The sequence below is a fragment of the Hahella sp. NS-SX17 genome, from assembly GCF_057367735.1.
Genome location: NZ_CM170632.1, coordinates 2812810 through 2837370, shown reverse-complemented (window position 1 = coordinate 2837370; position 24561 = coordinate 2812810). Strand labels below are relative to the sequence as shown.

At 54.7% G+C, this 24561-nt stretch carries 19 protein-coding genes; 15 read left to right on the top strand and 4 right to left on the bottom strand.

Features of this window, described 5'->3' with window-relative positions; translation table 11 throughout:
* Positions 1–11: 11 nt before the first annotated feature.
* Entirely contained in the window at positions 12–674 is a 663-nt protein-coding gene (locus tag AC2IBB_RS12890) for an O-methyltransferase (protein WP_486333243.1), read from the bottom strand.
* A 179-nt stretch (positions 675–853) separates the two neighbouring features.
* On the opposite strand from AC2IBB_RS12890, the gene AC2IBB_RS12885 reads away from it, so the two are divergent.
* The 12 genes from AC2IBB_RS12885 to AC2IBB_RS12830 all read left to right on the top strand — a co-directional run bounded on the left by AC2IBB_RS12885 (position 854) and on the right by AC2IBB_RS12830 (position 16947).
* Positions 854–2314 (top strand): flavin-containing monooxygenase, encoded by a 1461-nt coding sequence (locus AC2IBB_RS12885; RefSeq protein WP_486333242.1) that lies wholly within the window; start codon positions 854–856, stop codon positions 2312–2314.
* 112 nt (positions 2315–2426) lie between these two features.
* Positions 2427–3374, top strand: a complete 948-nt coding sequence (locus AC2IBB_RS12880) for an ABC transporter substrate-binding protein (RefSeq protein ID WP_486333241.1) — start codon at positions 2427–2429, stop codon at positions 3372–3374.
* Positions 3371–4375, top strand: a complete 1005-nt coding sequence (locus AC2IBB_RS12875) for a FecCD family ABC transporter permease (protein ID WP_486333240.1) — start codon at positions 3371–3373, stop codon at positions 4373–4375. The genes AC2IBB_RS12880 and AC2IBB_RS12875 overlap by 4 nt, the downstream gene beginning before the upstream one ends.
* A 24-nt stretch (positions 4376–4399) precedes the next feature.
* The gene (locus AC2IBB_RS12870) at positions 4400–5437 is read left to right on the top strand and encodes a FecCD family ABC transporter permease (RefSeq protein ID WP_486333239.1); all 1038 of its coding nucleotides are present in this window, start codon (positions 4400–4402) and stop codon (positions 5435–5437) included.
* 27 nt (positions 5438–5464) lie between these two features.
* Entirely contained in the window at positions 5465–6256 is a 792-nt protein-coding gene (locus tag AC2IBB_RS12865; RefSeq protein ID WP_486333238.1) for an ABC transporter ATP-binding protein, read from the top strand.
* 77 nt (positions 6257–6333) lie between these two features.
* The gene (locus AC2IBB_RS12860) at positions 6334–7122 is read left to right on the top strand and encodes an HpcH/HpaI aldolase family protein (RefSeq protein WP_486333237.1); all 789 of its coding nucleotides are present in this window, start codon (positions 6334–6336) and stop codon (positions 7120–7122) included.
* Between the two features lie 165 nt (positions 7123–7287).
* Positions 7288–9372, top strand: coding sequence for a TonB-dependent receptor family protein (locus AC2IBB_RS12855; protein WP_486333236.1), 2085 nt, complete (start codon positions 7288–7290; stop codon positions 9370–9372).
* Between the two features lie 148 nt (positions 9373–9520).
* A complete protein-coding gene (locus tag AC2IBB_RS12850; RefSeq protein WP_486333235.1) occupies positions 9521–10735 on the top strand; it encodes an ATP-grasp domain-containing protein in 1215 nt (404 codons plus the stop codon).
* Complete coding sequence (locus AC2IBB_RS12845; protein WP_486333234.1) at positions 10732–12609, top strand: IucA/IucC family protein; 1878 nt, start codon at positions 10732–10734, stop codon at positions 12607–12609. Before AC2IBB_RS12850 ends, AC2IBB_RS12845 begins: the two co-directional genes overlap by 4 nt.
* 1 nt (position 12610) lies before the next feature.
* A complete protein-coding gene (locus AC2IBB_RS12840) occupies positions 12611–13849 on the top strand; it encodes an MFS transporter (protein ID WP_486333233.1) in 1239 nt (412 codons plus the stop codon).
* Between the two features lie 24 nt (positions 13850–13873).
* Positions 13874–15712, top strand: a complete 1839-nt coding sequence (locus tag AC2IBB_RS12835) for an IucA/IucC family protein (protein WP_486333232.1) — start codon at positions 13874–13876, stop codon at positions 15710–15712.
* A gap of 20 nt (positions 15713–15732) precedes the next feature.
* On the top strand, positions 15733–16947 hold the full coding sequence (locus AC2IBB_RS12830; RefSeq protein ID WP_486333231.1) for a type III PLP-dependent enzyme: 1215 nt from the start codon (positions 15733–15735) through the stop codon (positions 16945–16947).
* Positions 16948–17205: 258 nt separating this feature from the next.
* Here AC2IBB_RS12830 and AC2IBB_RS12825 read toward each other — a convergent pair whose 3' ends face one another.
* On the bottom strand, positions 17206–17343 hold the full coding sequence (locus AC2IBB_RS12825) for a hypothetical protein (protein ID WP_486333230.1): 138 nt from the start codon (positions 17341–17343) through the stop codon (positions 17206–17208).
* Between the two features lie 255 nt (positions 17344–17598).
* Here AC2IBB_RS12825 and pdsR point away from each other — a divergent pair, with 255 nt between their 5' ends.
* Entirely contained in the window at positions 17599–18300 is a 702-nt protein-coding gene (gene pdsR, locus AC2IBB_RS12820) for a proteobacterial dedicated sortase system response regulator (RefSeq protein WP_486333229.1), read from the top strand.
* A gap of 8 nt (positions 18301–18308) precedes the next feature.
* Positions 18309–20270: a proteobacterial dedicated sortase system histidine kinase gene (gene pdsS, locus AC2IBB_RS12815; RefSeq protein WP_486333228.1), complete on the top strand. Its 1962-nt coding sequence runs from the start codon at positions 18309–18311 to the stop codon at positions 20268–20270.
* 9 nt (positions 20271–20279) lie between these two features.
* Here pdsS and AC2IBB_RS12810 read toward each other — a convergent pair whose 3' ends face one another.
* Entirely contained in the window at positions 20280–21866 is a 1587-nt protein-coding gene (locus AC2IBB_RS12810) for a GAF domain-containing sensor histidine kinase (protein WP_486333227.1), read from the bottom strand.
* Positions 21867–22022: 156 nt separating this feature from the next.
* A complete protein-coding gene (gene mtnA / locus AC2IBB_RS12805; protein ID WP_486333226.1) occupies positions 22023–23048 on the bottom strand; it encodes an S-methyl-5-thioribose-1-phosphate isomerase in 1026 nt (341 codons plus the stop codon).
* A 166-nt stretch (positions 23049–23214) separates the two neighbouring features.
* Between mtnA and AC2IBB_RS12800 the strand changes: the two genes are divergently transcribed.
* Positions 23215–24549 carry a TRZ/ATZ family hydrolase gene (locus AC2IBB_RS12800; RefSeq protein ID WP_486333225.1) on the top strand — a complete coding sequence of 445 codons (1335 nt, stop codon included), beginning with the start codon at positions 23215–23217 and terminating at the stop codon, positions 24547–24549.
* Positions 24550–24561: the final 12 nt, after the last annotated feature.

Genomic DNA, 24561 nt, shown 5'->3' with positions numbered 1-24561 from the left:
TCAATTCGAGATTATTTTTTCCGCGCCAGACTGACGCCGTCCGCGATGGGCACCATGGAGTAATCAATACGCTTGTCGCGCATCAGCTTCTCATTTAAAGCGCGAATCGCACAGGTATCGTCATCCCGCTCGGTTGGATTGGCGACTTTGCCATCCCACAGCACATTGTCGACGGCGATCAACCCACCCGGGCGCAACAAGCGCAGGCAGGCTTCGTAATAGTTGTCGTAATTGGTTTTATCCGCATCGATAAAAGCGAAGTCGAAAGTGCGCGCATGGCCCTCATCCAACAGCTTATTGAGAGTTTCCATCGCAGGCGCCAGTCGCAGGTCTATACGGTCAGTCAGCCCCGCCAGACACCAATAGCGTCTGGCGATACTGGTCCATTCTTCACTGACGTCGCAGCAGATGAGTTTGCCGTCTTTGGGTAAGCCTTCAGCGATGCAGATAGAGCTGTATCCGGTAAAGGTGCCCACTTCGATGGCTTTGCGGGCGCCCGTCAGCTTCGTCAGCAAGGTCAGGAACTGCCCCTGCTCTGGCGCAATCTGCATACGCGCCATTTCATGTCTGTTGGTTTCGTCCCGCAAGGCATGCAGCACTTTGCTTTCCCTGACGCCGGTCACTTGCAGGTACTGATAGAGGCTGTCGTTCATATTTAGAGTTTGTTTTGACATATAGTGTGATCTCTTTCAAATCGCCGCCGCGCCGATCACCCCAAAGGGGCTGCCAATTAGCGGGAGACTTACCTATCCTTGAGTTTACCAGGGTCTGTTGAGGTTTCGTCATTCACAGCGAAACCTCAACGGAGCCCAGCGCAAACAAAATAACAAAGATATTTCGCAGGGGGTAGCTCATGAGCGAAGCGGCGCGTCACCAAGTCATCATCATCGGATCTGGCTTTGCGGGACTTTGCATGGGAATACGGCTAAGGCAGGCCGGCATTGAAGACTTTGTAATTCTGGAACAAGCCGACGACATTGGCGGGACCTGGCGCGATAACACCTACCCCGGCGCCGGCTGCGACGTTCCCTCCCATTTGTATTCCTTTTCCTTCGCGCCCAATCCGGACTGGAGCCGTATGTTCGCCTCGCAACCGGAAATCTGGGCTTACATGCAACAGTGCGCAGACAAATTTGGCCTGCGGCCCTTTATTCGTCTTAATCAACAAGTCACCCGCGCGGAGTTTGATGAGACCGAGGATCAATGGCGCGTACAAGTAAACGGCGAAAGCTGGTTGCAAGCACGCTTCCTGGTGTCCGGCGTCGGCGCGCTCAGCCGCCCGGCGCAACCAGATATACCAGGACTATCGTCCTTTACAGGCAAGCTTTTTCATTCCGCCCGCTGGGACCACAGCTACGACCTGACGGCTAAAAAGGTCGGCGTCATCGGCACAGGCGCCAGCACCATTCAGCTGCTGCCGAATATCGCGCCGCAGGCCGCCCATACCACCGTATTCCAACGCACGCCGCCCTGGATACTGCCCAAGCCGGATCGCATGATCAGTCCAATGGAAAGGTCGTTATACCGCCGCTATCCCTTCTTACTCTGGCTGAGTCGTCAGGTGATTTATTGGGTGTTGGAATGGCGCGTCATGGGGTTTGTGCTGCATCCCGGCATCATGAAACTGGTGGAGAAAAAAGCGCTGTCGCACTTGGCGCGTCAAACGCCAGCCCCCGCGTTGCGGGCCAAATTAACGCCGCAATACACCCTGGGCTGTAAGCGGGTGCTGATCTCCAATGACTATTATCAGGCGCTGGGGCGTCAGGACGTCACGCTGGAGACCACGCCCATCGACGCCATCACCGCGACTGGCGTCAGAACCCAAGACGGGGTTAATCATGATTTCGACGCCATTATCCTCGCCACTGGTTTCCAGGCGGCGGAAGCCGTCATTCCTTTTGATCTCATCGGGCTCGGTGGCGCCAGCCTCAATCAAGCCTGGGAAGACGGCGCGGAAGCGATGTTGGGCGTCACCATCAGCGGATTCCCCAACTTCTTTATGGTGGTCGGCCCCAATTCCGGCCTCGGTCATAGCTCCATGATCTTTATGATCGAGTCGCAGGTTAATTACATTCTCGACGCCATGAACAAAGCCCGCGAACTGGGAGTCAAACAGATTCACCTGCGCTCCCGCGCGCAAAGACTGTTCAACGAATCGTTGCAGCAACGCCTGCAGCGCTCCGTATGGAAATCCGGCTGCCAGAGCTGGTATCAAACCAAAAGCGGTAAAATCACCACGCTCTGGCCCGGCTTTACAGTGGAATATCGTCGCCGCACCCGTAAGGTGAACGAGGCGGACTATGAGTGGCTGTAAGGGCGTTTATTCAGCGCGCCCCGATTCCCTGCCTCCACCCCATTATTGCATACGCTAATCATTATCATTAACATTTACTCCCCCTATCGCCCGGATAACAGGTAGTCGCGGTATGCTCGCCAGAATCTCGAAGTTCAGCGCCCTTTGGATGCTTTGGGCGCTCGCCATGTCCACGTCCGCAGCGTCTTTAATTCAAGACGATCGAAAGGTAAGCGTCAGCATCCCCTCCCCACCGCAAAGAGTTGCAGCCATATCCACCTTCGCGGCAGACACATTGGTTGCATTGGGGGTTTCGCCTGTATCAGCGTCCACTTTTGGTTCTGAGCCGATTCCCTCCTATCTCGGATTATCTATGGCGAAGACAGTCAGCCTGGGCCCGAGAGCGAAGAGTGATCTTGAGCTTCTTACCCAACTGCAGCCAGATATGATTCTCGCTATTCGTCGCTATACGGAGTCATATTCGCGCCAGTATGAGGATATTGCTCCTTATCTCGCCTTTGACGCCACGACCTATGAAGACAGTCTGCGCATGGTTCAACAGACGAGTCGCGCACTGGGCCGGGAAGAGCTGGGACAGCAATTAAATGAAGAGTTTATCGCTCTTACCCGCCAATACCATAAACGCTCTCCAGGCCAGGTAAGCGCAGCGTTTCTGGTCTCCAGCGGTGAAGCGCCATTCGCCTACTACGACCATTTTCTTCCAGTAGCCCTTTTTCAGCAGCTGAAAGGAAGTAATGTGATTGGGGCCGCTCCCGCCAGCAACAGCGCGCTTGGATACAGAATAAGTCTGGAGCGGCTATTGGCGCTGAACCCCGACGTACTCTTTGTTTTTCCTTCCACCCAAGACCGCGCTTATCTGAACAACCCAATCTGGAACTACCTGTCAGCGGTCATTAATGGCCGGGTGTACGAGGTGGGGCAACACTGGAAGGAAGGCGCAGGCCCGATTGCGCGCCGTTATATCCTGGAAGAAATGGCTTATCTTCTGTATCCAGATACTTTTCCAAAGCCGACATTACCTGAGGCCATTCAAGCGAATACGTTGCTCTCAAAAAGATGAGGCCACTCCAGTTTGTCAGCATTCCGCTAATTCCGCTGTATCTCCTCGGGATATGCCTGCTTACCTTAATGCTTGTCAGCGCCAGTCTTCGTCTGGGAGCAGTTGAGTTAGAGGCTGCAGATGTCCTGGCTGCTCTCCTTCCTGGAGCGGGCGCGCCCCCTTTGGCGCAGACGTTGGTATTTGAACTGCGCTTACCTAGAACTCTGCTTGCGACGCTGGTCGGAGCCAATCTGGCCGTGGCCGGCGTTTTAATGCAGAAAGTATCGAGGAACCCTCTCGCATCACCTAACCTGACAGGGGTTATGGCAGGCGGCTCTCTTACAGTAGTGCTTTCCATGGCGTATGGATGGGCGCCTGCAAACCTTAACCCTTATGTAGCCATGGCGGGTGGATCGCTGGGAGCGGCCGCTACATTTTTTCTGGCTTGGAACGGCAGACTCGACCCTGTTCGCCTGGCGTTGGCCGGCGTCGCCACAACCGCATTATGTGGCGCCTTGGTCACGGCGGTATTACTATCCGTCGGCAGTTCAGCAGACGAGCTGTTTTTCTGGCTGGCGGGCGGACTTGTGGGACGAGGCTGGGACCACCTGCACCTCATTGCAATGACCTCGGTAATTGGACTTTTCACCGCCTGCTTTTGCGTCAAACCATTAAACACCCTGGCTCTTGGTGAGGAAGTCGCCGCATCTTTAGGGACAAGAGTCGCCCTATGGAGACTGCTCCTTGCTGGACTTGCCGTCGTATTAACCGCACAAGTGATCGCAGTGGCGGGGCCCGTCGGATTCGTCGGACTGGTCATTCCACATCTGGCGCGTCTGTTGGTTGGAGAAAACTCACGGAGCCTACTACTGGCGTCAGCCATACTTGGAAGCTGGCTTGTCGCAGGATCGGATCTTTTGGCCAGGACAATATTTGCTCCGGCGGAAGTCCCTTTAGGGTTATTCACAGCTTTAATCGGTGGCGGGGGATTCATTCTTTTAATCCTGCGTCAGCGGATATAAGCTCAACGGACCCTTATCTCTGAAATGCGGGCCGCTTCCCTTATCTTCACTGAATATTTGCTCGTCCTCACCGGGGCCACCCTTCTATTGGTCGTCGCCATTGGCGTCAGTCTGTTGACCGGAACAGCAGAGGTATCTCCGCATCATATCTGGCGCTGCCTGCAAAACTGTTCAGGCGTTGAGCGCAGCATTCAAGCTATCGTATTCGATATTCGCCTTCCTCGGATACTTCTAGGCATTCTGGTGGGGGCTCATTTTGCAGTGGCCGGCGCCTTGCTCCAAGCCGTATTGCGAAACCCTCTCGCAGACTCGCACATTCTTGGTATTTCCGGCGGCGCCAGCCTAGCGGCTATTGGGGTTTATCTGGCGACAGGAAATGGCGCGATGACCTTTATCGGCATCTCCTTGTCCGGACCTGAACTCTTACCCTGGGCGGCCACCGGCGGCGGCCTGCTATCAGCATGGCTTGTATTCAGACTCAGTATATTCAGTGAAACGTCGCCTTTACGCCTCATTCTCTGTGGGGTCGCCGTGTCCGCCATTCTCGCGGCGCTGGTCACCGGACTACTGGCGGGCTGGGGGGCGGCAAGCGTTGAAACCGTGCTCTCTTGGTTAGCCGGCACGTTATACGGTAGAGACTGGACACACCTCACCCTTCTGTGGCCATGGAGTCTGGCGATGCTTTTTATTCTTCCTTCAGCAGGCAAACTCATGAACCTTATACAGCTGGATGATCAGTCCGCTACAGGGCTGGGATTGGATGTAAAGATGGCGCGCAAGTTCGGATTAGGATTAGCCGCCGTACTCGCGGCCAGCGCCGTAGGCGTCGCTGGACCTATTGGTTTCATCGGTCTGATGGCGCCCCCTGTGGCGAGACGATGGGCTGGAGTTGATATGCGTCGATTGATTCCTTTATCTGCGCTATTAGGAGCCCTACTGGTAGTTGCGGCCGACTGCCTGGTTCGCATGAATTCGCCAGGCTTTGAATTACCCGTCGGCGTCGTCACAGCACTGATCGGCGTCCCGTTTTTTATGTATGTGTTACGACGGCAACCAGAGTGAGCCGGTTCTCTCAGAGGGAAAATCACGATGACCTTGTATGCTGAAAACATTCATATCAAGTATGGGCGGAAGTCCGTAATCGACAACTTAAATTATCAGGTCTCACATGGTGCGATAACCTGTCTGATCGGACCGAATGGATCTGGTAAAAGCACGATTCTCAAAGCCATGGCGAATTTCATTCCACCTTCCATGGGAGAAATCCAGCTGGATAATAAGCCACTTTCACAATGGCCTCGTCGCTCCTTGTCAAAAAGGATTTCCCTGCTGCCTCAACATCCCGGCGCGCCAGCCGGGCTAAGCGTACGGGAGCTTGTCAGATACGGCCGCTACCCTCACCAAGGATTGCTCGGTGTTACCAGCGCCAAGGACAACGATATCATCGACTGGGCGCTGGATATTACCCGACTTGACGACTTGGCCAGCCGAAAGCTGCATGAATTATCCGGCGGGCAGAGACAACGCGCCTGGATCGCAATGGCTCTAGCACAGAAAACGCCATACCTGCTGCTTGATGAACCAACGACTTTCCTTGATTACGGCCATCAGCTTGAAATTCTTGAGCTACTGGAAGATCTGAATAAAAACCAAAACGTGACCATCATTATGTCTCTGCATGACCTAAACCTCGCGGCTCGCTTCGCAGATCAGATTGTCGCAATGCAACATGGCCGCATCGTCTCTTCAGGCTCTCCAGACCAGGTATTTAACGCAGACCTATTAAAAGGCGTGTTCAAAGTTAAAGGCACAGTTGAACGGGATGACTTTAGCGGCAAACCAATCTGTCGCATGCACTCATCCATACGTCTAATATCCTAAGTTTTTTGCACGTTACTTATTGTAAACGATAATCATTCGCATTAAATTGCAGTGCTCACTAAGAAATGGAGAGATCAGTGCTGCAACCGAATGTTCTAAAAGCGAAAATCAAAAAAGGCGATACTGTCTACGGTGTCCTGAATTCCGTACCAACCCCCTGGCTGGCGGAGATGATCGGCTACGCCGGTTATGACTTCGTGATTCTCGATATGGAACACCTCATGGTGGACCCCAGTACCGTCGCCGATCTTATAAGGGCCGCAGAATGCGGCGGCGCAACGCCTCTTGTAAGGGTTCCCTCCTCAGACTCGGATATGATCGGCCGCGCATTGGACGCCGGCGCCATGGGTATCGTCTGTCCCCGCATTGCCGACGCAGATCAGGCCAGGCGCCTGGCTCAGGCCTGTCGCTACGCTCCCGAAGGGTTTCGAGGGGTCACCGGAGGACGAACAACAGGCTTTGGCCAGATACCACTGCCCGAGTATACAGCTTCAGCTAACCGCGAAATCCTGGTCGTCGCCATGGTTGAGGACAAAGTGGGTGTAGACAACATTCACGCTATATCGGCCACCGCCGGCATCGACTGGATTCTTGAGGGCGCTATCGACATTGCGCAATCTCTGGGGGTTTCAGGACAGCCTTCTCATCCGCAGGTTCAAACAGCCATCGACGAAATTTCAGACGTCTGCGCTCAGCACGGAACTACCTTCTGCGCCCTTCCCCGGACCAAGGACGACTTCCATAAATGGCGGGATAAAGGTGTTAAAGCCATGTTGCTCGGTGAGGATCGGGGTCTTCTGTTTCGCAAATTAAAAGAGCACCGGCAAGGCTTCACTGAACAGCGGGAGCCAGCTGATCAGCGCTAGCCCACTCTATTTCCACCCCAATAATGATAGTGATTATCATTTTTAAAAATATAGCTGTTAGACAATTGGAGAACTACATTGAGTTATCTCAATCAAGACGCCCAGGCAGGGCGGCACGCTCCCGTTGTCGAAAGGAACTCGACACTTCAAGCCATCGGCATAACGATGATCTTTTCAATATCAGTAGGCATTCAAGCTTCTTATGCGAATGATGACCTCTCCGCCGCTCGCTCCAGTCACTCCGAATCGAGATCAACAAAGGATTCTCACACCCGCCTTGATGAGGTTACGGTAACCGGCGAGTGGTTGGGTTCGTCGACCAGGGAGGCGGAAAAAGCTTATGCAGGCGGGCGCACCGTAGTGACGGAAGAGGAGCTTCATGAACGCGGCGCGGCGAACCTGGAGGATGCGCTACGTTCAGTCCCCGGCGTACAGATACTCGACGAGACAGGAACAGGCATATTACCCAACATCGGCATGCGAGGGTTGAATCCGCTACGTAGCGAGCGCCTGCAAATACTCGTGGATGGCTACCCTGTTGCGATTGGTCCATACAGCAATGTCGGAGTTTCCTTGTTTCCAGTAACGCAGGCCTCGCTGACTACCGCCGATGTGGTGCGCGGCGGCGCGGCGGTGCATTACGGCCCCAATAATGTGGGAGGCGTTCTGAATCTGGTCACCCGCCCAATTCCCTATGAAGCAGAACAAAGCATCCGCCAAAGCCTTACTCTGTTTGACGGAACCGGCAATGCGCTGTCCGACACCTGGTATCGAGCGGGAGGCGCGGTGTCCGATACCCTGGCCATGCAGCTTCAGGCCAATGTGATAAATGGGGATGGGGCCCGCGACAACTCGGACACCCAAGTGGAAAACTATATTCTCGATGCCGAGTTTCTGCCCAACGACACTCACGCATTCAAAGCTCAGTTACAGTATTACAGCGTTGACGCCGAGCTTCCTGGCGCTTTATCTCCGACAGCCTTTAAACAAGACAAAACAACATCGCAGCGGCCCCACGACAGGTTTGACGCCGATATGTACCGAGGCGCTCTGACCTGGACCTATACTCCAAACAACAGAGTGGAGTTCCAGTGGCGTAATTTCGCCCATAGAGCGGACCGCACGTTCTACTTTGGTCAGGATCTGGCGTCTGGCGGAGCCTGGTCTGATCCATCTTCCACTTCCACTCATGTAGCGGACTCTCCCAGAAAGTTCAGCGTATTCGGCACTGAGCCGCGCCTTACCCTCCAGCAGGGCGACCATACCCTGATATTTGGCGCCCGTCTTGTAAAAGAGAAAGTGGATTTTGACGTTAATCGGGAGATATTGGCGACCGGTGAATATACAAACGTGCGTGACTGGTCTTTGGACTCTAATGCTATTGCAGTATACGCCAGCGATAGCATTCGTCTGATGGATAATCGCCTCATTATTACTCCCGGACTGCGTTACGAGCATGTGGATATGGACTTCAAAGACATCCGTAGCGACAGCAGTGAAGACAACTTGGCGAAAGAGTGGCTTCCTGGTTTGACTGTGGGCTATCAAGCCACGGATGCGATATATCTTTTCGCCAACACGCAACGCTCCCTGACGCCTGTGCAAATTGCTCAAGCAACAAGGAAAAACGATGTAGCAAACGAAACAGCCTGGAACCATGAACTAGGGGGCCGTTTTCAAGTCACTGAATCTTGGCGGACATCCGCTACCTTGTTCCGGATCGACTACAGCGACCAGATACAGTTCAACAAAGCCGCCGACATCTACGAAAACCTGGGGAAGACGCGCCATCAGGGCTTTGAGCTTGAGAATCGCTGGCAGGCAGCCCCCAACTTCAGCGTCGGCCTTTCATACAGCTACCTGGAGACGAAACAGCTTGCCGGTGACAACCAGGGCAAACATCTCCCAAACGCGCCACGTCACCACCTGAGTGGCGACATGGCCTATCAGAATGGCCCCTGGAGCGGTAGCCTGGCCCTGCACTATGCCGGCGCCAGCTATAGCGACGCCGCCAATACCGAAGATGAAACAGATAATGGCGCTGCTGGCAAGCTGCCCTCTTACATGCTGTCACACATGAGAATCGCCAGAGACATTGCAATGGGACCCGACGCCGCACTCAATCTGGCGTTCAGCGTAAACAATATGTTTGACGAAGATTATTACTTCCGCGGAGTCGATGTCAGCCCGGTCGGCAGACTACCTGGAGCGGGCAGATCTTATCGCCTGACGGCGCAGGTCGATTTTTAGCTTCCCCATCTCTTCCAATAAAAATTTCGCTTTGCGATAAAGCAAAGCTTCCTCAGCTGTGGATAGCTGATTCAACACTAACGAGACCCATGCTCAGCATCGGTCTCCAGAGACGCTATGCGTCAAGAAAAGTGAAGAAAGGACCCTTATGCTCAACGAAATTATGATATTAACTCATGTATCCACCGATGCCGTTAATATTGGATTCATCCCTGCAGCGAAAAAGCTGGGACTACGGGTCGTCATCGTGACTGACGAACCTGAGTCTCATAATCGCTATTTTAGCCAGCCCGGACTGGAAGCCTATCCAGACGAAGTATTGGGCTGCGACGTCTTCAACCCGCTGGCTGTATTGCAACTACTTGAGCGCCGCCCTAAACCCAAAGCGATATTTAGCAACAGCGATCATCTACAGACAGTGGCGGCGATTTCAGCGGAATACTGTGGGCTGCCCGGCAAAGACTGGAAGGTTTGCTACCGCGCGAAAAATAAAGCGGCGATGCGCAGACACTGCTCAGAGAACGGAATTGAAACACCTTGGTATCAGGAAGCCGTCAGTGCCGAGGATATCGCGCAAGCCGCAAGAAACGCTGTTTTTCCACTGGTAGCCAAACCTAGAGAAGGCGTCGCCAGCATGAATGTTGGTCTGGTTCGCACCGCACAAGAGCTGGAGGCGTACAGTGAAGCCTTCTGGCGAACACGTCATGGTGACAGCCTGCTTCTGGAAAGTTATCTGGAAGGCCCGTTGGTGACACTGGAAACCCTGGGCGACGGCGAACAAATGAGTGTGCTTGGAGGATTCAGGGTAGAGCTGTCACAGCCGCCATACTTCCTTGAAACGGCCGCGGAGTGGGACCCGTCGCCAGATTCCGAACTACTTGATGAAATGCTCCGCCAGATCAAGGCGTTTGGCGTCAATTTTGGCGCCTGCCATACAGAGTTCGTACTGACTGAACAGGGCCCCAGGCTCATTGAAATCAACTACCGCAGCATTGGCGACGGTCGCGAGCTGATGCTCAACAACATGATTGGTTTCCCCCTGTTTGAGACGATTATCCGTCTGTATCTGGGAGAGCCCCTCCCTTCCCTGCCTCTGTCAAAGAAGCATGCCGTAATCAAATATCTGATTGCGCAGGAGAGCGGCGCCGTGATTTCAGCGCCACCTTCTTTCCGCAAAGAAACGGAGAGCGCCTGCGTTGAGTTTCACCCCATCCAGAAAGCTGGATCGACCATCCGAATCAGCCATTCAAATAAAGACTATCTGGGCGTCTTGAAAGTGTATGGCGAAAGTCGATCCCTACTGGATGACCTGATATTAGAGCACAGCCGTGAACTAGGTAATGCATGGGAGGTGCGCCCATGATTACAAGCAGCGCAACCAAAGCAGTCAATGCGACTCGCTCCGACCGCTCACTGGAGGAGTGTGAACGCTATCTGCTAATTCGAGTTCTCGACGCAATGCTGCGGGAGAACGTAGACGGGTTAGCGGATAACAATGAGTTGACTGATTTTTACCAGGCTCCGGAAGAGTTAATCTTGCAGGTTCGCAATACCAACGTAAGCAGGGATGCTTCCTGGATTAGCCATCCCTGCGGCGATAACGGAGTATTGTGGTTACTAGTACGGGACGCTGTTTTTATGCAGTGTAAACGTAGCGAGTCCGGCGTCATCTTTCACCAAGCTGGCGTCGGGGAATTCAGGAGCGTTTCGGGCTGTGGAGAATTACTTCATATTCTAGCCTCAAGCCTCAGCGAAGAAGCCTCGCATCTCTATCAGCAATATTCTGAGGAATGTGATACCGCCATTGAACATCGGAGGTTATGCGAGCAGGAGAAATCCAGATGGTTTGCGAATCTCAAGCATGAGGGAGAGGCTTGGCCCCATTTTGAAGGCTGGGGGGACCGCTTACTCTTTATGGATCGAGTCGCGGCGTTTCTTGACCACCCATTTTACCCTAGCGCCCGGGCCAAAACCGGCCTGACGCCACAACATCTTCACGCCTATGCGCCTGAGTTTCAACCAGAGTTTGAGCTGCGATGGGTCGCCGTTGAAAGGCAAAAGATGTATAACCTGAAAAATGAAGCGCCTGACTTTTGGCCGAGTTTTTCTGATGTAGGTCTATCTTCCGAACTGGCTGGGACTCATCAGCTGGCGCCAGTTCACCCACTTATGTGGGAATCCCAGCTGGATGTCTATCTCTCTCAATCCGGCCTTGGTGAAAAAGTCATTCGAGCGCCGAAACCTTGGCTTAACGTACGCCCTACTCTCTCTGTCAGAACTCTGGTTATTTCCTCCCATCCGTCATGTCATATCAAGCTGCCAATGCCAATGCGAACATTGGGCGGTCGAAATATTCGTACAGTGAAACCCAGTACGATTCATGATGGCGCGCTCATGCAGCGCATCCTGGCTGCTCTTATCGCTGGGGAAAGCGGAGTAAATAATGACGTCCTGTTTACCGATGAATCCTCTGGAGGATGCTTTGCTGGCTCGTCCGACCTTGGCTACATACTACGTAGCTTCCCAATACAGGCCCAGCGAGGAACTTTATCCAGCGTAGCCGCTCTGGCGGGTGCAGGCGCTGACGGACTCACCGTGATGGAAGTGCTGGCTCGCCAGATGAAACTAACAACGGAAGACTTCTTTAAAGCCTATGCCCGGCTTACACTGGCGCTTCACCTCCCTCTTTGGTTGAAGTATGGGGTGGCTCTGGAATCCAATCAGCAAAACAGCATGGTGCTGGTTGAAACTGGCCAGCCTTTGCGTCTACTGCTCAAGGACAACGATGCGCCTCGCATCATGCTCCAGCGGCTACAATCCGCCTCTCCTTCTCTGGCTGGCGCCGCAGAGCAACTGCAGGACCAGCGTATCATCGCCGCGGACGACAACGCATTAGCGCAGATGTTCGTGACCATCACCCTGCAACTTAATCTGGCCGTGTTAATCGAAGCACTGGTAGACCGAGGCTTGGGCAATCGCCCGGACTACTATGGCTTTCTACGTGAAGAGATTTTGATGCGCCTGGATACGCTTGAGGCGGAAGGGGTTGAGGTAACGTTCGCTCGCAGAATATTGTTAGAGGAAACCTGTCTGCCAGTGAAGTATCTGCTAAGGGCCGGAAGCCTTGAAAGCAAGGAAAGCACCGGCGCCAGCGATATCAATAAGTTTTACGGGTGCAGCGCCCCTAACTTTTTGTTGACCTCAAGGGAACCACGCAGCAACGCTGGCGAACATTGAAATGGGGCCATTGACTGCAACACAACGAACCCGCATAGCAGTGGTGCTGGGTTGCCACTTCACCGCTTCCCTGGCGGCGCTGGGAATGCCGCCTTTTTTCGGTTTGATTCTGGCGGACAGCCTGCAGGTAGACGCGGGCTATCTGATTGGCTGGCTTTATATTACTCCCACATTGTGCACTGCACTGGCGGCCCCCTGGTGGGGAAGGTTCGCCGACCGTTGGGGGAAAAAACTTTCCCTCCAGCGCGCGCAATTAGGGCTGGCAGTTGGCTTCCTTATGGCCGGAACGGCCGACTCAATCGCCTGGTTTGTGGCCGCGCTGATTGTTCAAGGAGCCTTGGGAGGGGCTTTTGCCGCCTCCAATGCCTATCTCAGCACCATTGCGACAGGAGAAACCTTCGCGCGCTGCCTGACATTAATGCAGGCGTCCGCAAGGACATCAATGGTCGTGGCGCCAGTACTTTTCGGCTTTCTGATGACGCAGGTCGATCCTCTAAAAATGTACCTGTACCTGACGCCGCTGCCATTAGTTGCAGCATTGGCGTTGTGGCTGGCTTCAGAACCCCTCACCACCTCGGACCGTTCTGAAAAAGGAGACCGCCCTGCAGTGACCAGCGACGGCGAGAGTCCGTGTGAGCGACAGAGTTCCATCAGCCGCAATCGCTTGTATCTCCTGCAATTCAGCTTTGCATTCTGCACTGTTGTAACTTTTCCCTACTTCATCCCGTTCAGCCAGTCCCTGGATATTTCCGTGTTCTGGTCTGGAGTGATGTTCAGCCTGCCTCACCTGGCTTACCTACTGGCGGCATGGCCTTTAAGCAGGATGACGCCGCAAAGCAGTCCCGTCCCTACGCTGATCCAGGCGCTGCTACTTCTGAGTATCGCGCTTCCACTACAAGCGCTATGCACGGAATGGCCCTGGCTGGCGGCAGGCAGGCTCATTATGGGGATCGCGATGACTCTGGGCTTTATCAGCTTGCACCGACTCATGAGTATGGCGACCTGTGAAGACAGTAGCGGCCGCTTTTTCGGCTCTATGGACAGCGCCTCCAAATGGGCGGGAGTAACCGCAGGTTTGGCGGCGGGGATTGTGATGGCGCCCTTAGGTCTTACCGCCCCGTTTTGGATTGGAGCCCTCGGTGCAACCGTTACACTTGGATTTATCCTTCTCACCACTGTCTCTATGCGCCAATTACCGGCGATCAAAAATACGGATGATCATATAAAAAATTCCGAATAAACAACCCTTTATGGAGTCCTCTTAATGGAACTTGCCTTACCTGAACCAAACACTTTTACCCGCCACTTCTACTCGCAAACCAATCGCGAGCTGGCCCAGCAGCGTTCTATCCACGCCCTGCTCAATTGTTACTGCCGGGAAGTGGCCGCTCCGGCTGGCGAGATACGACTTTTATCTCTGAAAGACGATCACTGGCCTCATGGATTATCCCAACGCGCAACCACCCAGGAAACCCCTGAACTAAAAGTACTGGAGATCAGCGCACCCGAAATCAGCGGCCGTATTGCCATCCTGGTGGCGAATGCTTCTATCACCCTGAACTTCAAGTATCTGTCCGCCCCTTTCGGAAAATTCAGAGGACAGGCATGGGCCCCGCTGGACCACGTGACTCTGGCCTCCCGGCTCCTTGACTTGTTCGCAAAACGATACTCCCAACCTTACAACGTCGAACTTTACCGGCAGATTCGAAACAGTGCAGAAACCATTGAGAGACTGCTGGAACACTCACCCAGGAAACCAAACTGGGGGAGCGGCGCTGATGGATACATCGTTTCAGAACAGGCGCTAACATTCGGGCACCCCTATCATCCAACGCCCAAAAGCCGAATCGGATTCACAGAAGATGAGATAGGGCGATACTCTCCGGAAACAGGGGCGGCCTTCCAGCTGGAGTACTTTGCCGTCAGACGTGAGGACGTCATTGCAGATGCCGTTTTTGATGGCGATTTTGAAAACTGGTTCGAAAAACTCTCTCCACAAGTCATTGCCGCCCCGGAAGGCTACGTTGTCTTACCGACTCACCCCTGGCAAGCTCGATACCTACGCACACTGCCAGCCATGCAGAAGATGCTCACAGACACACGCATCAAGCCGCTCGGCTTACAGGGACCTGTCTACTTTCCTACAGCATCGGTCAGAACGCTTTACCACCCCGAACATCCATATTTTCTGAAGTTTTCCCTCAATGTGAGACTAACCAATTGCATCCGCAAAAACGCTTATTACGAGTTGGAAAGCGCAGTAGGTTTAACCCGCTTCCTGCAGCCCGTGTTAGCAGACCTGCCAGAGCGGTTTCCAGGATCGGGCTTTTTATGGGAGCCTGCCTATGTCTCCGTCAAGCCTGCAGACCTGACGGAGGAAGATCAAATTCAACTCACCGAAGGTTTTGGTCTGCTGTTCCGCGACAGTGTACACAGCTATGTGGATCAGGGGCTGACGCCAGTCGTCGCCGCATCGCTGTTTCAGTTGGACTGGTCTGGTGAATACCCAGTTCGCCGATTTGTACAAGAGTTAGCCGCACGTACAGGCCTCACGACAATCAACGCCACCCTGGCGTGGTTCGACGCCTATCTGCAACGGTTACTGCAACCCGTTCTGTACAGCTATTTCCACCATGGCGTTGTGTTTGAGCCGCATTTACAAAACGTCACCGTAGCGTTAGACGGAGGCCTGCCAGCCGAAGTCATGATTCGAGATCTTGAAGGAACCAAACTAGTCGATGAAAAATGGGAGAGCGTTTCTATTATCGGGATGAGTGAACGTGCGATGTCCTCTGTATTTTATAATGCTGAAAAGGGATGGTCGCGGGTGGCTTATTGCCTGCTGGCCAACAACCTCTATCAGGCTATTCATTGCCTGAGCGTCGGGGACTCGCACCTGGAGAAAGGCCTGTGGCAACAGCTACGCACCTACCTCGTTTCATACCTCGCCCGTTATGGCTGCTCAGAATCCTGGATCTACCTTAACCGGTTACTGTCTGGCGAGCCTCAGCCTTATAAGACCAACCTGCTGACCAGAGCTTTCAAGCGTGCGGATAAAGAGTCTCAATATGTAGAGTTAGCGCACCCTTTGGGTAGCCTTTGATAAATAGAGGAAGCATCCTAATGAGTATGATCAATGAGTTAACCCAATCCAGTCTCACCAGAATCGAAAACGCGGCTACGACTTTAAGAGCTAACCAAAGCGACCCATTATGCGCTTACATTTTCGACCTTGAGGCGCTTCGCAACCATGTTCTCAACCTACGCGAAACACTTCCCTCTCAGTGTGAACTATTTTATGCAATTAAGGCCAATGCCGAATTGCCGATCCTTCAAGCCCTGGCAGGTCTGGTGCATGGCTTCGAAGCGGCATCCGGCGGCGAAGTTGATTGGATCAGGGAGCATTTTCCCGACATGCCTCTGATATTTGGGGGCCCAGGGAAGCTGGAGTCCGAATTAACCGCCGCTCTGGAGAAGAACGTCGAGCTGGTGCACGTAGAGAGTCGCCTTGAGTTGGAGCGACTTGCCGCCATCGCAGAGCAACGTGGGCAAGTCGCCGACATACTTCTGAGAATTAATCTGTCGCTCAAAGAGTTGCCGCAAACCACGTTGACGATGGGCGGCCGCCCCACTCCCTTCGGATTAGACGAAAACGAGCTGGATGAGGTATTAGCGCGGATCAGGTCTCTTCGCTCCATCAATCTCAGGGGATTCCACTTTCACCTTATATCTCACCAATTAGACGCCGCTGCGCACCTGGCGCTGCTGGGAGCTTACTTCCGAAAAATACACACATGGAAGCAGTGCTTTGGACTGGACATCCAACATGTGAATGTTGGCGGGGGCATTGGAGTTAACTATCGCAACCCAGAGAAACAATTCGACTGGCGAGCCTTTACTCATGGGCTTGCGCCACTGATAGCAAAGGAGGGTATGGAGGAGTTCACTATTCGCTTTGAGTTCGGTCGCTATATCGCCGCAGCCTGTGGGTTCTATGTATCAGAAGTCATCGACATCAAACAGAATCTGGGTGAGTTTTTCGCCATTTCCCGTGGCGGCACACACCACTTCCGAACTCCGGCGGCCCAAGGACACGATCACCCAGCGACGGTATTAAAAGGAACTGCTCGCCGCCTCGATACAGAGCTGATTAATGAGCAGATAAACCTGGTTGGGCAGCTCTGCACGCCTAAAGACGTTTTTTCCAGACAGGCGGAGTTGAAATCCCTTGCGGTTGGGGACTTACTGCTCTTTTCCTATGCTGGAGCCTATGCCTGGAACATATCACACCAGAACTTCCTCCGGCATCCTGCGCCCAGGTTTCTCTACCTGCCTTAAAAGCCGTCACAGGTTGTAGAGCATCCACCTGCGTCTTACAGTAATAGTTGTTATCAGACAGACGAATAATTTCCTTTTATTTGTCTGCAACGACAGGGCCTGCACATGTCAGGCCCTGTCTCACGGGGCCAGCCGCGCAGGCGTGGGACACAAATCCCCCAGAATTGGAACAGCTCAGGAAGGGAGGTAACTCAACCGCAATGACCTGGGCGCGGTTGAGTTCCAGGAAAGCGTTCGTGCATCTTGTCGCAGTATTAATCAGATCATTTGGTTGTCGATCATGAAACAAAGGTTTTGTGCGCAGACAATCGCGGCGAAGGTTAGCAGCGCCAAGCCATAACGCATGGCTTTCGATTGTGATGGCGGGTTAGAGGCGTTTTGAAGTTTCTCGCTCATAGCGTATCTCCTCTTGGGTACAGCAGTGATGTTCCGGTTAAGCGACTGCGGGACACTCAGACTGTTTCTGTCAGTTTAGTAACCGTTTTGTTGCAGTCGTTTTACATTTCACTCAAGAATTAAGCGGTTTATCTGCTAAAAAACCGTCAAAGCATCGATCAAAAAATGACGAATTGTGGCAATGCGTCCCGCATCTCTTGAGCAGAGAAATTCAGCCGTGCTCTAATAGCGCCATTCTTTGTCGACAGGTGTGAAATGACCCGCAGAATTGCCTTAGTAGAAGACGAGCCTCTGATCCGCGCCAATTACAGTGAAGCGTTGAAAAAACACGGCTACCAGGTGGAAACCTATGATTCACGCCCCTCCGCCATGGAGCGCTTTCGCGTGCAACTGCCGGATCTGGTGATTATTGATGTGGGTCTGGGTTCTGATGTAGAAGGCGGATTTGAATTATGTCGGGAGGTGCGGTCTCTATCTTCACAGGTGCCAATCATTTTTCTGACTGCCCGCGACAGCGAATTCGATCAGATATCCGGACTGCGCCTGGGCGCCGACGATTATCTGACTAAAGACATCAGCATCCCCTACCTGCTTACCCGCATCGTCGCCCTGTTCCGTCGCCTTGACGCATTACAGGCCGCCAATCAGAAGCAGGACGAATTGATTACCCGTGGGCAGCTTAAGCTCAACATCGACCGTATGCAGGCGTTCTGGAACGATGAACCCATCATGCTGACGGTCACCGAGTTCTGGATCGTGCATGCGTTGTCCCGTCACCCCGGGCACGTCAAAAACCGCACTCAATTGATGGACGCCGCCAACGCCGTTCTCGACGACAGCACCATCACCTCGCATATCAAACGCATCCGCAAAAAATTCCAGGCGGTGGACCCGGACTTCCGGGCGATCAATACCGCCTACGGCATGGGATACCGCTGGGATTCCACACAACCTTAGGCTGACGCATGAAACTACGTCGCCAGCTTATCCTGATCGCCTGCGTCATGCTGTTGCTGCCGTGGGCGGTCGTTCAGTTCGCCAAGCAGATAGAACAGAGTTTGCGGGACTCCCAGCAGCAGAATCATATCCAGCTGGCGGGTTTTATCGCCTCCCTGTTGCGTCCGGAATGGCCGACGCCAGCGTCGATAGGCGGACGCATTCTCAACGTGCGCCAATACGATACGCCTGTTTATCTGGACGGCTATCAGGACGACTGGGCGGAAATTCCTGCATTGTCAGTCCCCAAGCCGGACGCCATTCGCACAGTCAAGGCCGCCACTGACGGGCAAGACCTGTATCTCCTGGTCGCCGCCAATGACGATTCGATTCAGTACCGCCAACCGAGCGCCCGCAGCCAGCCGGCGGACCATTTCGAACTGATCACTGGCTATCTTGCGGACGGCAAAGCCGTAACGATGCTGGAAACCGAAGGACCGGGGCAAATCAAGGCCCGTCTGGCGGGATCATGGAACAGCGTGTATGGAATGTGGCAGGAGGACGGCGCCGGTTTTATTCTGGAGTTGCGCATCCCTCTCCCCTCCTTGCATGACGGCTTCAGTCTGCGCTGGGTCGACATAGACAAGTCCGCCGCCTGGGTGTTCAATCGCCATACGCTGAATGTGCTTGGCTCTGACGAGGAGCCCATGCTGTTGAATTTCGCCCCGCCGGCTTTGATTGACAAAGCGCAGGAGCTGACCCCTGAGTTCACGCGCTTGCGACTGTCCGACGCACAAGGCGCGACGCTGCTGGAATACGACAATGATTTGATGCGCGACATTGTCATGCAGGATGATGTCTGGCGAGTGGCCATGCGACGCCTGCTGCGCTGGGCTGTGGACGGCGTCTCCCAAGCGTCCGAAGCACAGCCGCCAGCCGAAGAGGCTCCCCGCTCCACCTGGGACGCCAGCGCCGCATCCGAACTCGCCAACTTGGTTACCCGCTATCCCGTTAGAAGCGAAACTGGAAAGCTACTGGGCTGGGTGCAGTTGGAGCAGCGCACGCCGCAAATCGCCGCCGTGGCCAACGACGCCCTATTCGCCGCTGTCGGCGGCTCCGTAGCGCTACTGCTTGTCATTATGCTCATCTTGTTCGGCTATGCATCCTGGCTATCCTGGCGCATTACTCAATTGAGTAAAGGCATAGTCTCCGCCCTGGACACGGAGACCAAGTTCAGCGGGCGTTTCCAGGCTTCACGCCTGCCGGATGAGCTGGGAGACCTGTCGCGCAGCTTCAGCGAAATGCTGACCCAGTTACGCAGCTATTCCGATTATATGGAGTCTTTCGCCAGCAAGCTGACCCACGAATGCCGCACGCCTCTGGCTATCGTCAGCTCCTCTTTGCAGTTGCTGGAGAGCGCCGACAATGAGCAGGAAAAGCAAGAGTACCTGGGGCGGGCCCGCGCTGGCGCTGAACGCATCAGCGCCTTGCTCACCGCCATGCGGCAGGCGTCGCGTCTGGAAGCCACCATTCAGTCACAAAGCCTTGAAACGTTCGATTTGAGTGAGCTTATCAGTGAGCTGCAGCAGTCTTACCGGCCCCTTGTGGAGCCGCGCCGACTGGAGCTTGAGCTGCCGGAAACGCCTATCGTGGCGGAGGTATCCGCCGAGCTGATCGCCCAGGCGGTGGACAAATTACTGGAGAACGCCAGAGACTTTACTGCACCGGATGGCGCGATTTACATCGGCGTCGAAGAAACTAAACAGGAGCGCTGGATCTACGTTGAAAACGAAGGCGACCCCATTCCGGAAGACCTTAAGGAAAAGCTGTTTACGCCATTTATGAGCGTACGCCAGGACGGTGGACAGGAATTGCATCTGGGATTGGGGCTGGTCATCGTTAAACTGATCGCCGAGTTCCATCAGGCGCGCATCAAGGTGGACAACACTCCCCGCGGCGTTCGCTTCGCGATTGGACTGCCACGGGCTTAAAAGCCGGTTTCAAGCCCGGGCTTGCCGACGCCGGGCGGGCAGGCGAATGGTGAAGCAGCTACCTTGATGCAATTGCGATTTCACGCTCACTCCGCCCCCCATCTGCTCCATCAGAGCCCGCACAATACTGAGCCCCAACCCTGTGCCCGCCACCGTCTGCCGGCCGGAAGGCTGCGCCTGAAAAAACTTATCAAAGATGCGGGCCTGATCTATTTCGCTAATCCCCACGCCTTCGTCCACAACATCTATTAACACCTCTCCGCCACCGGACAGACGGCTGCGAACTCTTACCTGTCCTTGCGCTGGAGAGAACTTCGCCGCATTCGAAATCAGGTTGCTCATCACTTGCTGAAATCGACGCCTGTCGACCTCAACAATCACGTTCCTTGCGTCGTGTTCCAGGTGCAATGTTACGTTACGGGCTCTCGCATAGGGTCCATTGAGACTCATCGCCTGCTCCAGCTCCACCAGCAACTCCGTCTCTTCCAGCGCCATGTCCACATGGCCCGCCTCCAGCTTCTCGACATCGAGAATATCGTTCACCAGCGCCAGCAGACGTTCACTGTTATTCGAGGCGATCGTCAGCAACTTCGCCGACTGGTCGTTCAACTCCGGCCCCAATGTCGCGGAAAGCAACCCCAAAGCGCCCTTGATGGATGTCAGCGGCGTGCGCAGTTCATGACTAACCACTGACACGAACTCTTTTTTCATGACTTCCGCGCGCTTACGGTCAGAAATATCCGCCACGCTGCTAACCCATTTCGTCTCCCCATCCATTTCCACCTGGCGAAAGCTGAGCTGGGCGGGAAAGGACTCGCCGCTGCTTCGCACCAGCTCCACCTCCAGGCGATGGACGCCATCCCTGACATCAGCGTCCTCGTCCCGCCCCCGCTGTAATAAGTCCAACAGCGGACCGTCATTCTTTAGCCAACGAGAGATATGGGCGCCTTTCAGCGGTTCGCTGGCGACCCGCAGCATCTCCTTCATCGATTGATTGGCGGCTTCAATGACGCCTTCAGCGTTCACCGTCACGATGCCTTCGACAACCGCCTGCAGAATGGAAGTGAGATAGGCCTCCTGATGGGCGTTCAGGTGCGAGAGTTCCGCCAGACGCAGCATATGCAGCTCTCTTTCCACCCAGCCGGCCAAATCCTGCAAACGCTGCAATTGCTCCCTACTGAAACGGCGCGGACGAAAATCAATCAGGCAAAGCGTACCAAGACGATGCGTCTCATCCAGACTTAACGGGACGCCAGCGTAAAAACGAATATGAGGAGGACCGCTGACCAGTGGGTTATCGAAAAAACGGGGGTCTTTCAGGGCGTTCGGCACATAGAGCACCTCCCGCTGCAGGATGGCGTGGCCGCAGAAAGAGATGTTGCGCCCAGTTTCCGTCGCGTCCAGCCCTACTCTCGACTTGAACCACTGCCGCTCGGCGTCCACCAGCGACACCAGCGCGATGGGCGTATTGAACAGCGAGGCCGCCAGTTTGGTGATGCGGTCAAAACGCTGCTCCGGCTCCGTATCCAGAATGCACAATGAATGCAAACAGGCGAGCCGTTGCGCTTCATTTTCAGGGATGATGGGTTCCTGCATAGATAAACACTCGCCACTGGCGATGAAAAACGCTGCTCTCGCGGTTTTACATTCTGCTGTAAACCGCCCTCCCCTGATAAAGATAGCAGCCCGGGAGGGAATATCATCCCTCCCTTATTCGCCGACGCTTGCACCGTGGAGCGCGCGGGTGCGCCGTTACTGCAGTTTACGCATTTTCTCCGCGTTCGGACGCAACACCACGCCCCGCTCAGTCACGATGGCGTCAATCAATTCCGCCGGCGTGACGTCAAACACGGGATTAAACGCGTTGGCTTTTTCTGGCGCTAACGGCGTTCCCTGCACGAACTTCAGCTCATCGGACGTACGTTCTTCAATGGGGATATCCGCACCGCTGAACAGCTCAAAATCGATGGTGCTGGACGGCGCCGCCACCATAAACTTGACCCCATGATGACGCGCCAGAACCGCCAGCCCATAGGTGCCGATCTTATTGGCCACATCGCCGTGCGCAGTGATGCGGTCAGCGCCGACGATCACCCATTTCACCGCACAGGTTTTCATGACATGCGCCGCCGCGGAGTCCGCAATCAGTTTGACGGGAATATCGTCCTGGCAAAGCTCCCAGGCGGTTAATCGGGCGCCCTGCAACCAGGGACGGGTCTCATCCGCAAACACTTCCGTCACCAGATCACGCCGATAAGCGGAGCGAATCACCCCCAGAGCGGTGCCGTAACCACCGGTAGCCAGGCTGCCGGTGTTGCAGTGAGTCAGTAAGGCGCCGCGACCGCTTTCCGCGATCAGATCAGCGCCCAGCTCGCCCATGGTCAGGTTGGCTTGCAGGTCTTCTTCATGAATACGCGTCGCCTCTTCCACCAGCAGTGGAAACAGATCCGCAACGGAAGAACCGTCGATCAGATCCCGCATACGACGCAGAGCCCAGAACAGATTCACCGCCGTCGGCCGCGAATCAGCCAGAGTCTCCAAAGCGCGGTGAATGCGATCCCGGTCGGAGCTGTATTCCGCCGCCGCCAACGCCACCCCATACGCCGCCGCAATGCCTATTGCAGGCGCTCCGCGCACTACCATTTGTTTAATAGCGTCAGCCACTTCGACATGAGTGGAGCAGTGAACGTAAGCTTCCTGCAGCGGCAGTGTGCGTTGGTCTAGCAGAATAAGTTGATTGTTCGCCCAGCGAATGGCGGAAACGGAAGATTGCGACATGTGGCGCGCCCCAATAAGTTGATCAAGTGGTCAGAAAACAGGACCGGGCGAATATCTGCTGGTCCGGGCCGGCATTATACGCCATTTAAGCCCTGCGCCCTACTTATCCCCTTGTATTATAGGTATACTTGGCCGCTGATTTTGAATAGATATAGGAAGTGTAGCTGTGGCTCAAGAAAGCGTTGATTTATTGATAAATGCGCGTTGGGTTATCCCCGTCAGACCAGCGGGAGTCGTACTTGAAAACGCATCCGTCGCCGTCGCTGAAGGCAAAATTGTCGGCGTCTGCGAAGCCGCCGAGGCCAAGACGCGTTATGTCGCCAAAGAAACCGTCGACCTGCCGAACCATGTTGTGGCGCCCGGTCTGATCAACACCCACGGCCACCTGGCCATGTCTCTGTTCCGCGGCATGGCGGACGACCTGCCTTTGATGGAATGGTTGAGCCACCACATCTGGCCCGCTGAAGGCAAATGGGTCAGCGACGTGTTCGTACGCGACGGCTCCAAACTGGCCATGGCGGAGATGCTGCTGGGCGGCACCACCACTTTCAGCGACATGTATTTCTATCCAGACGCCGTGGCCGAAGAAGCCACCCGTCTCGGCATGCGTTGCCAGATCGTATTCCCGGTCATCGACTTCCCAGTTCCTGGCGCCGCCACTGCTGAAGAGTCCATCCACAAGGGCCTGGCGCTGCATGATGAGTACAAGCACAGCGACCTGGTGCGAATCGGCTTTGGTCCACACGCCCCCTATACCGTGTCCGACGACAAGTTTGAGAAAATTGTAACCCTGGCTAATCAGCTGGACATGCCAGTGCAGGTTCACCTCCATGAAACGGCTGGCGAAGTGCAGGAAGGCCTGGAGAAAACCGGTAAACGTCCTACCGAGCGTCTGCATGAGCTGGGACTGTTGACGTCCAACACTCAGTGCGTGCACATGACCCAGATTAACGACCGCGACCTGGAAATCCTGCAGGAAACCGGAGCGCATGTCGTTCACTGTCCGGAATCCAACCTGAAACTGGCCAGCGGCTTTTGCCCTCTGGACCGTCTTCTGAAAGCCGGTGTGAACGTGGCCCTTGGCACCGACGGCGCGGCCAGCAACAACGATCTGGACATGCTGGGCGAGCTGCAAACCGCTGCGATGCTGGCGAAAGCCGTGGCGCAGGACGCCGCCGCCGTCAGCGCATTCCAGGCTCTGGAAATCGCCACCATCAACGGGGCCAAGGCGCTGGGCATGGAGTCCGTCACCGGCTCTTTGGAAGCTGGCAAGTGGGCGGACATCATGGCGGTAGACCTGAGCGGCATCGAAGTACAACCGGTGTATCACGTCGCTTCGCATTTGGCTTATTCCACCAAATCCAGCCAGGTCAGCCATGTCTGGACTTCCGGTGTGGCGCAAGTGAGAGAACAGAAGCTGCTCAATATGGACGTCCGCGAGCTACGGACAAAGGTTGACGCCTGGCGCGAGAGAATCGCCAACACCGCCGAAGCCAATTAAAATAGCCCGCCG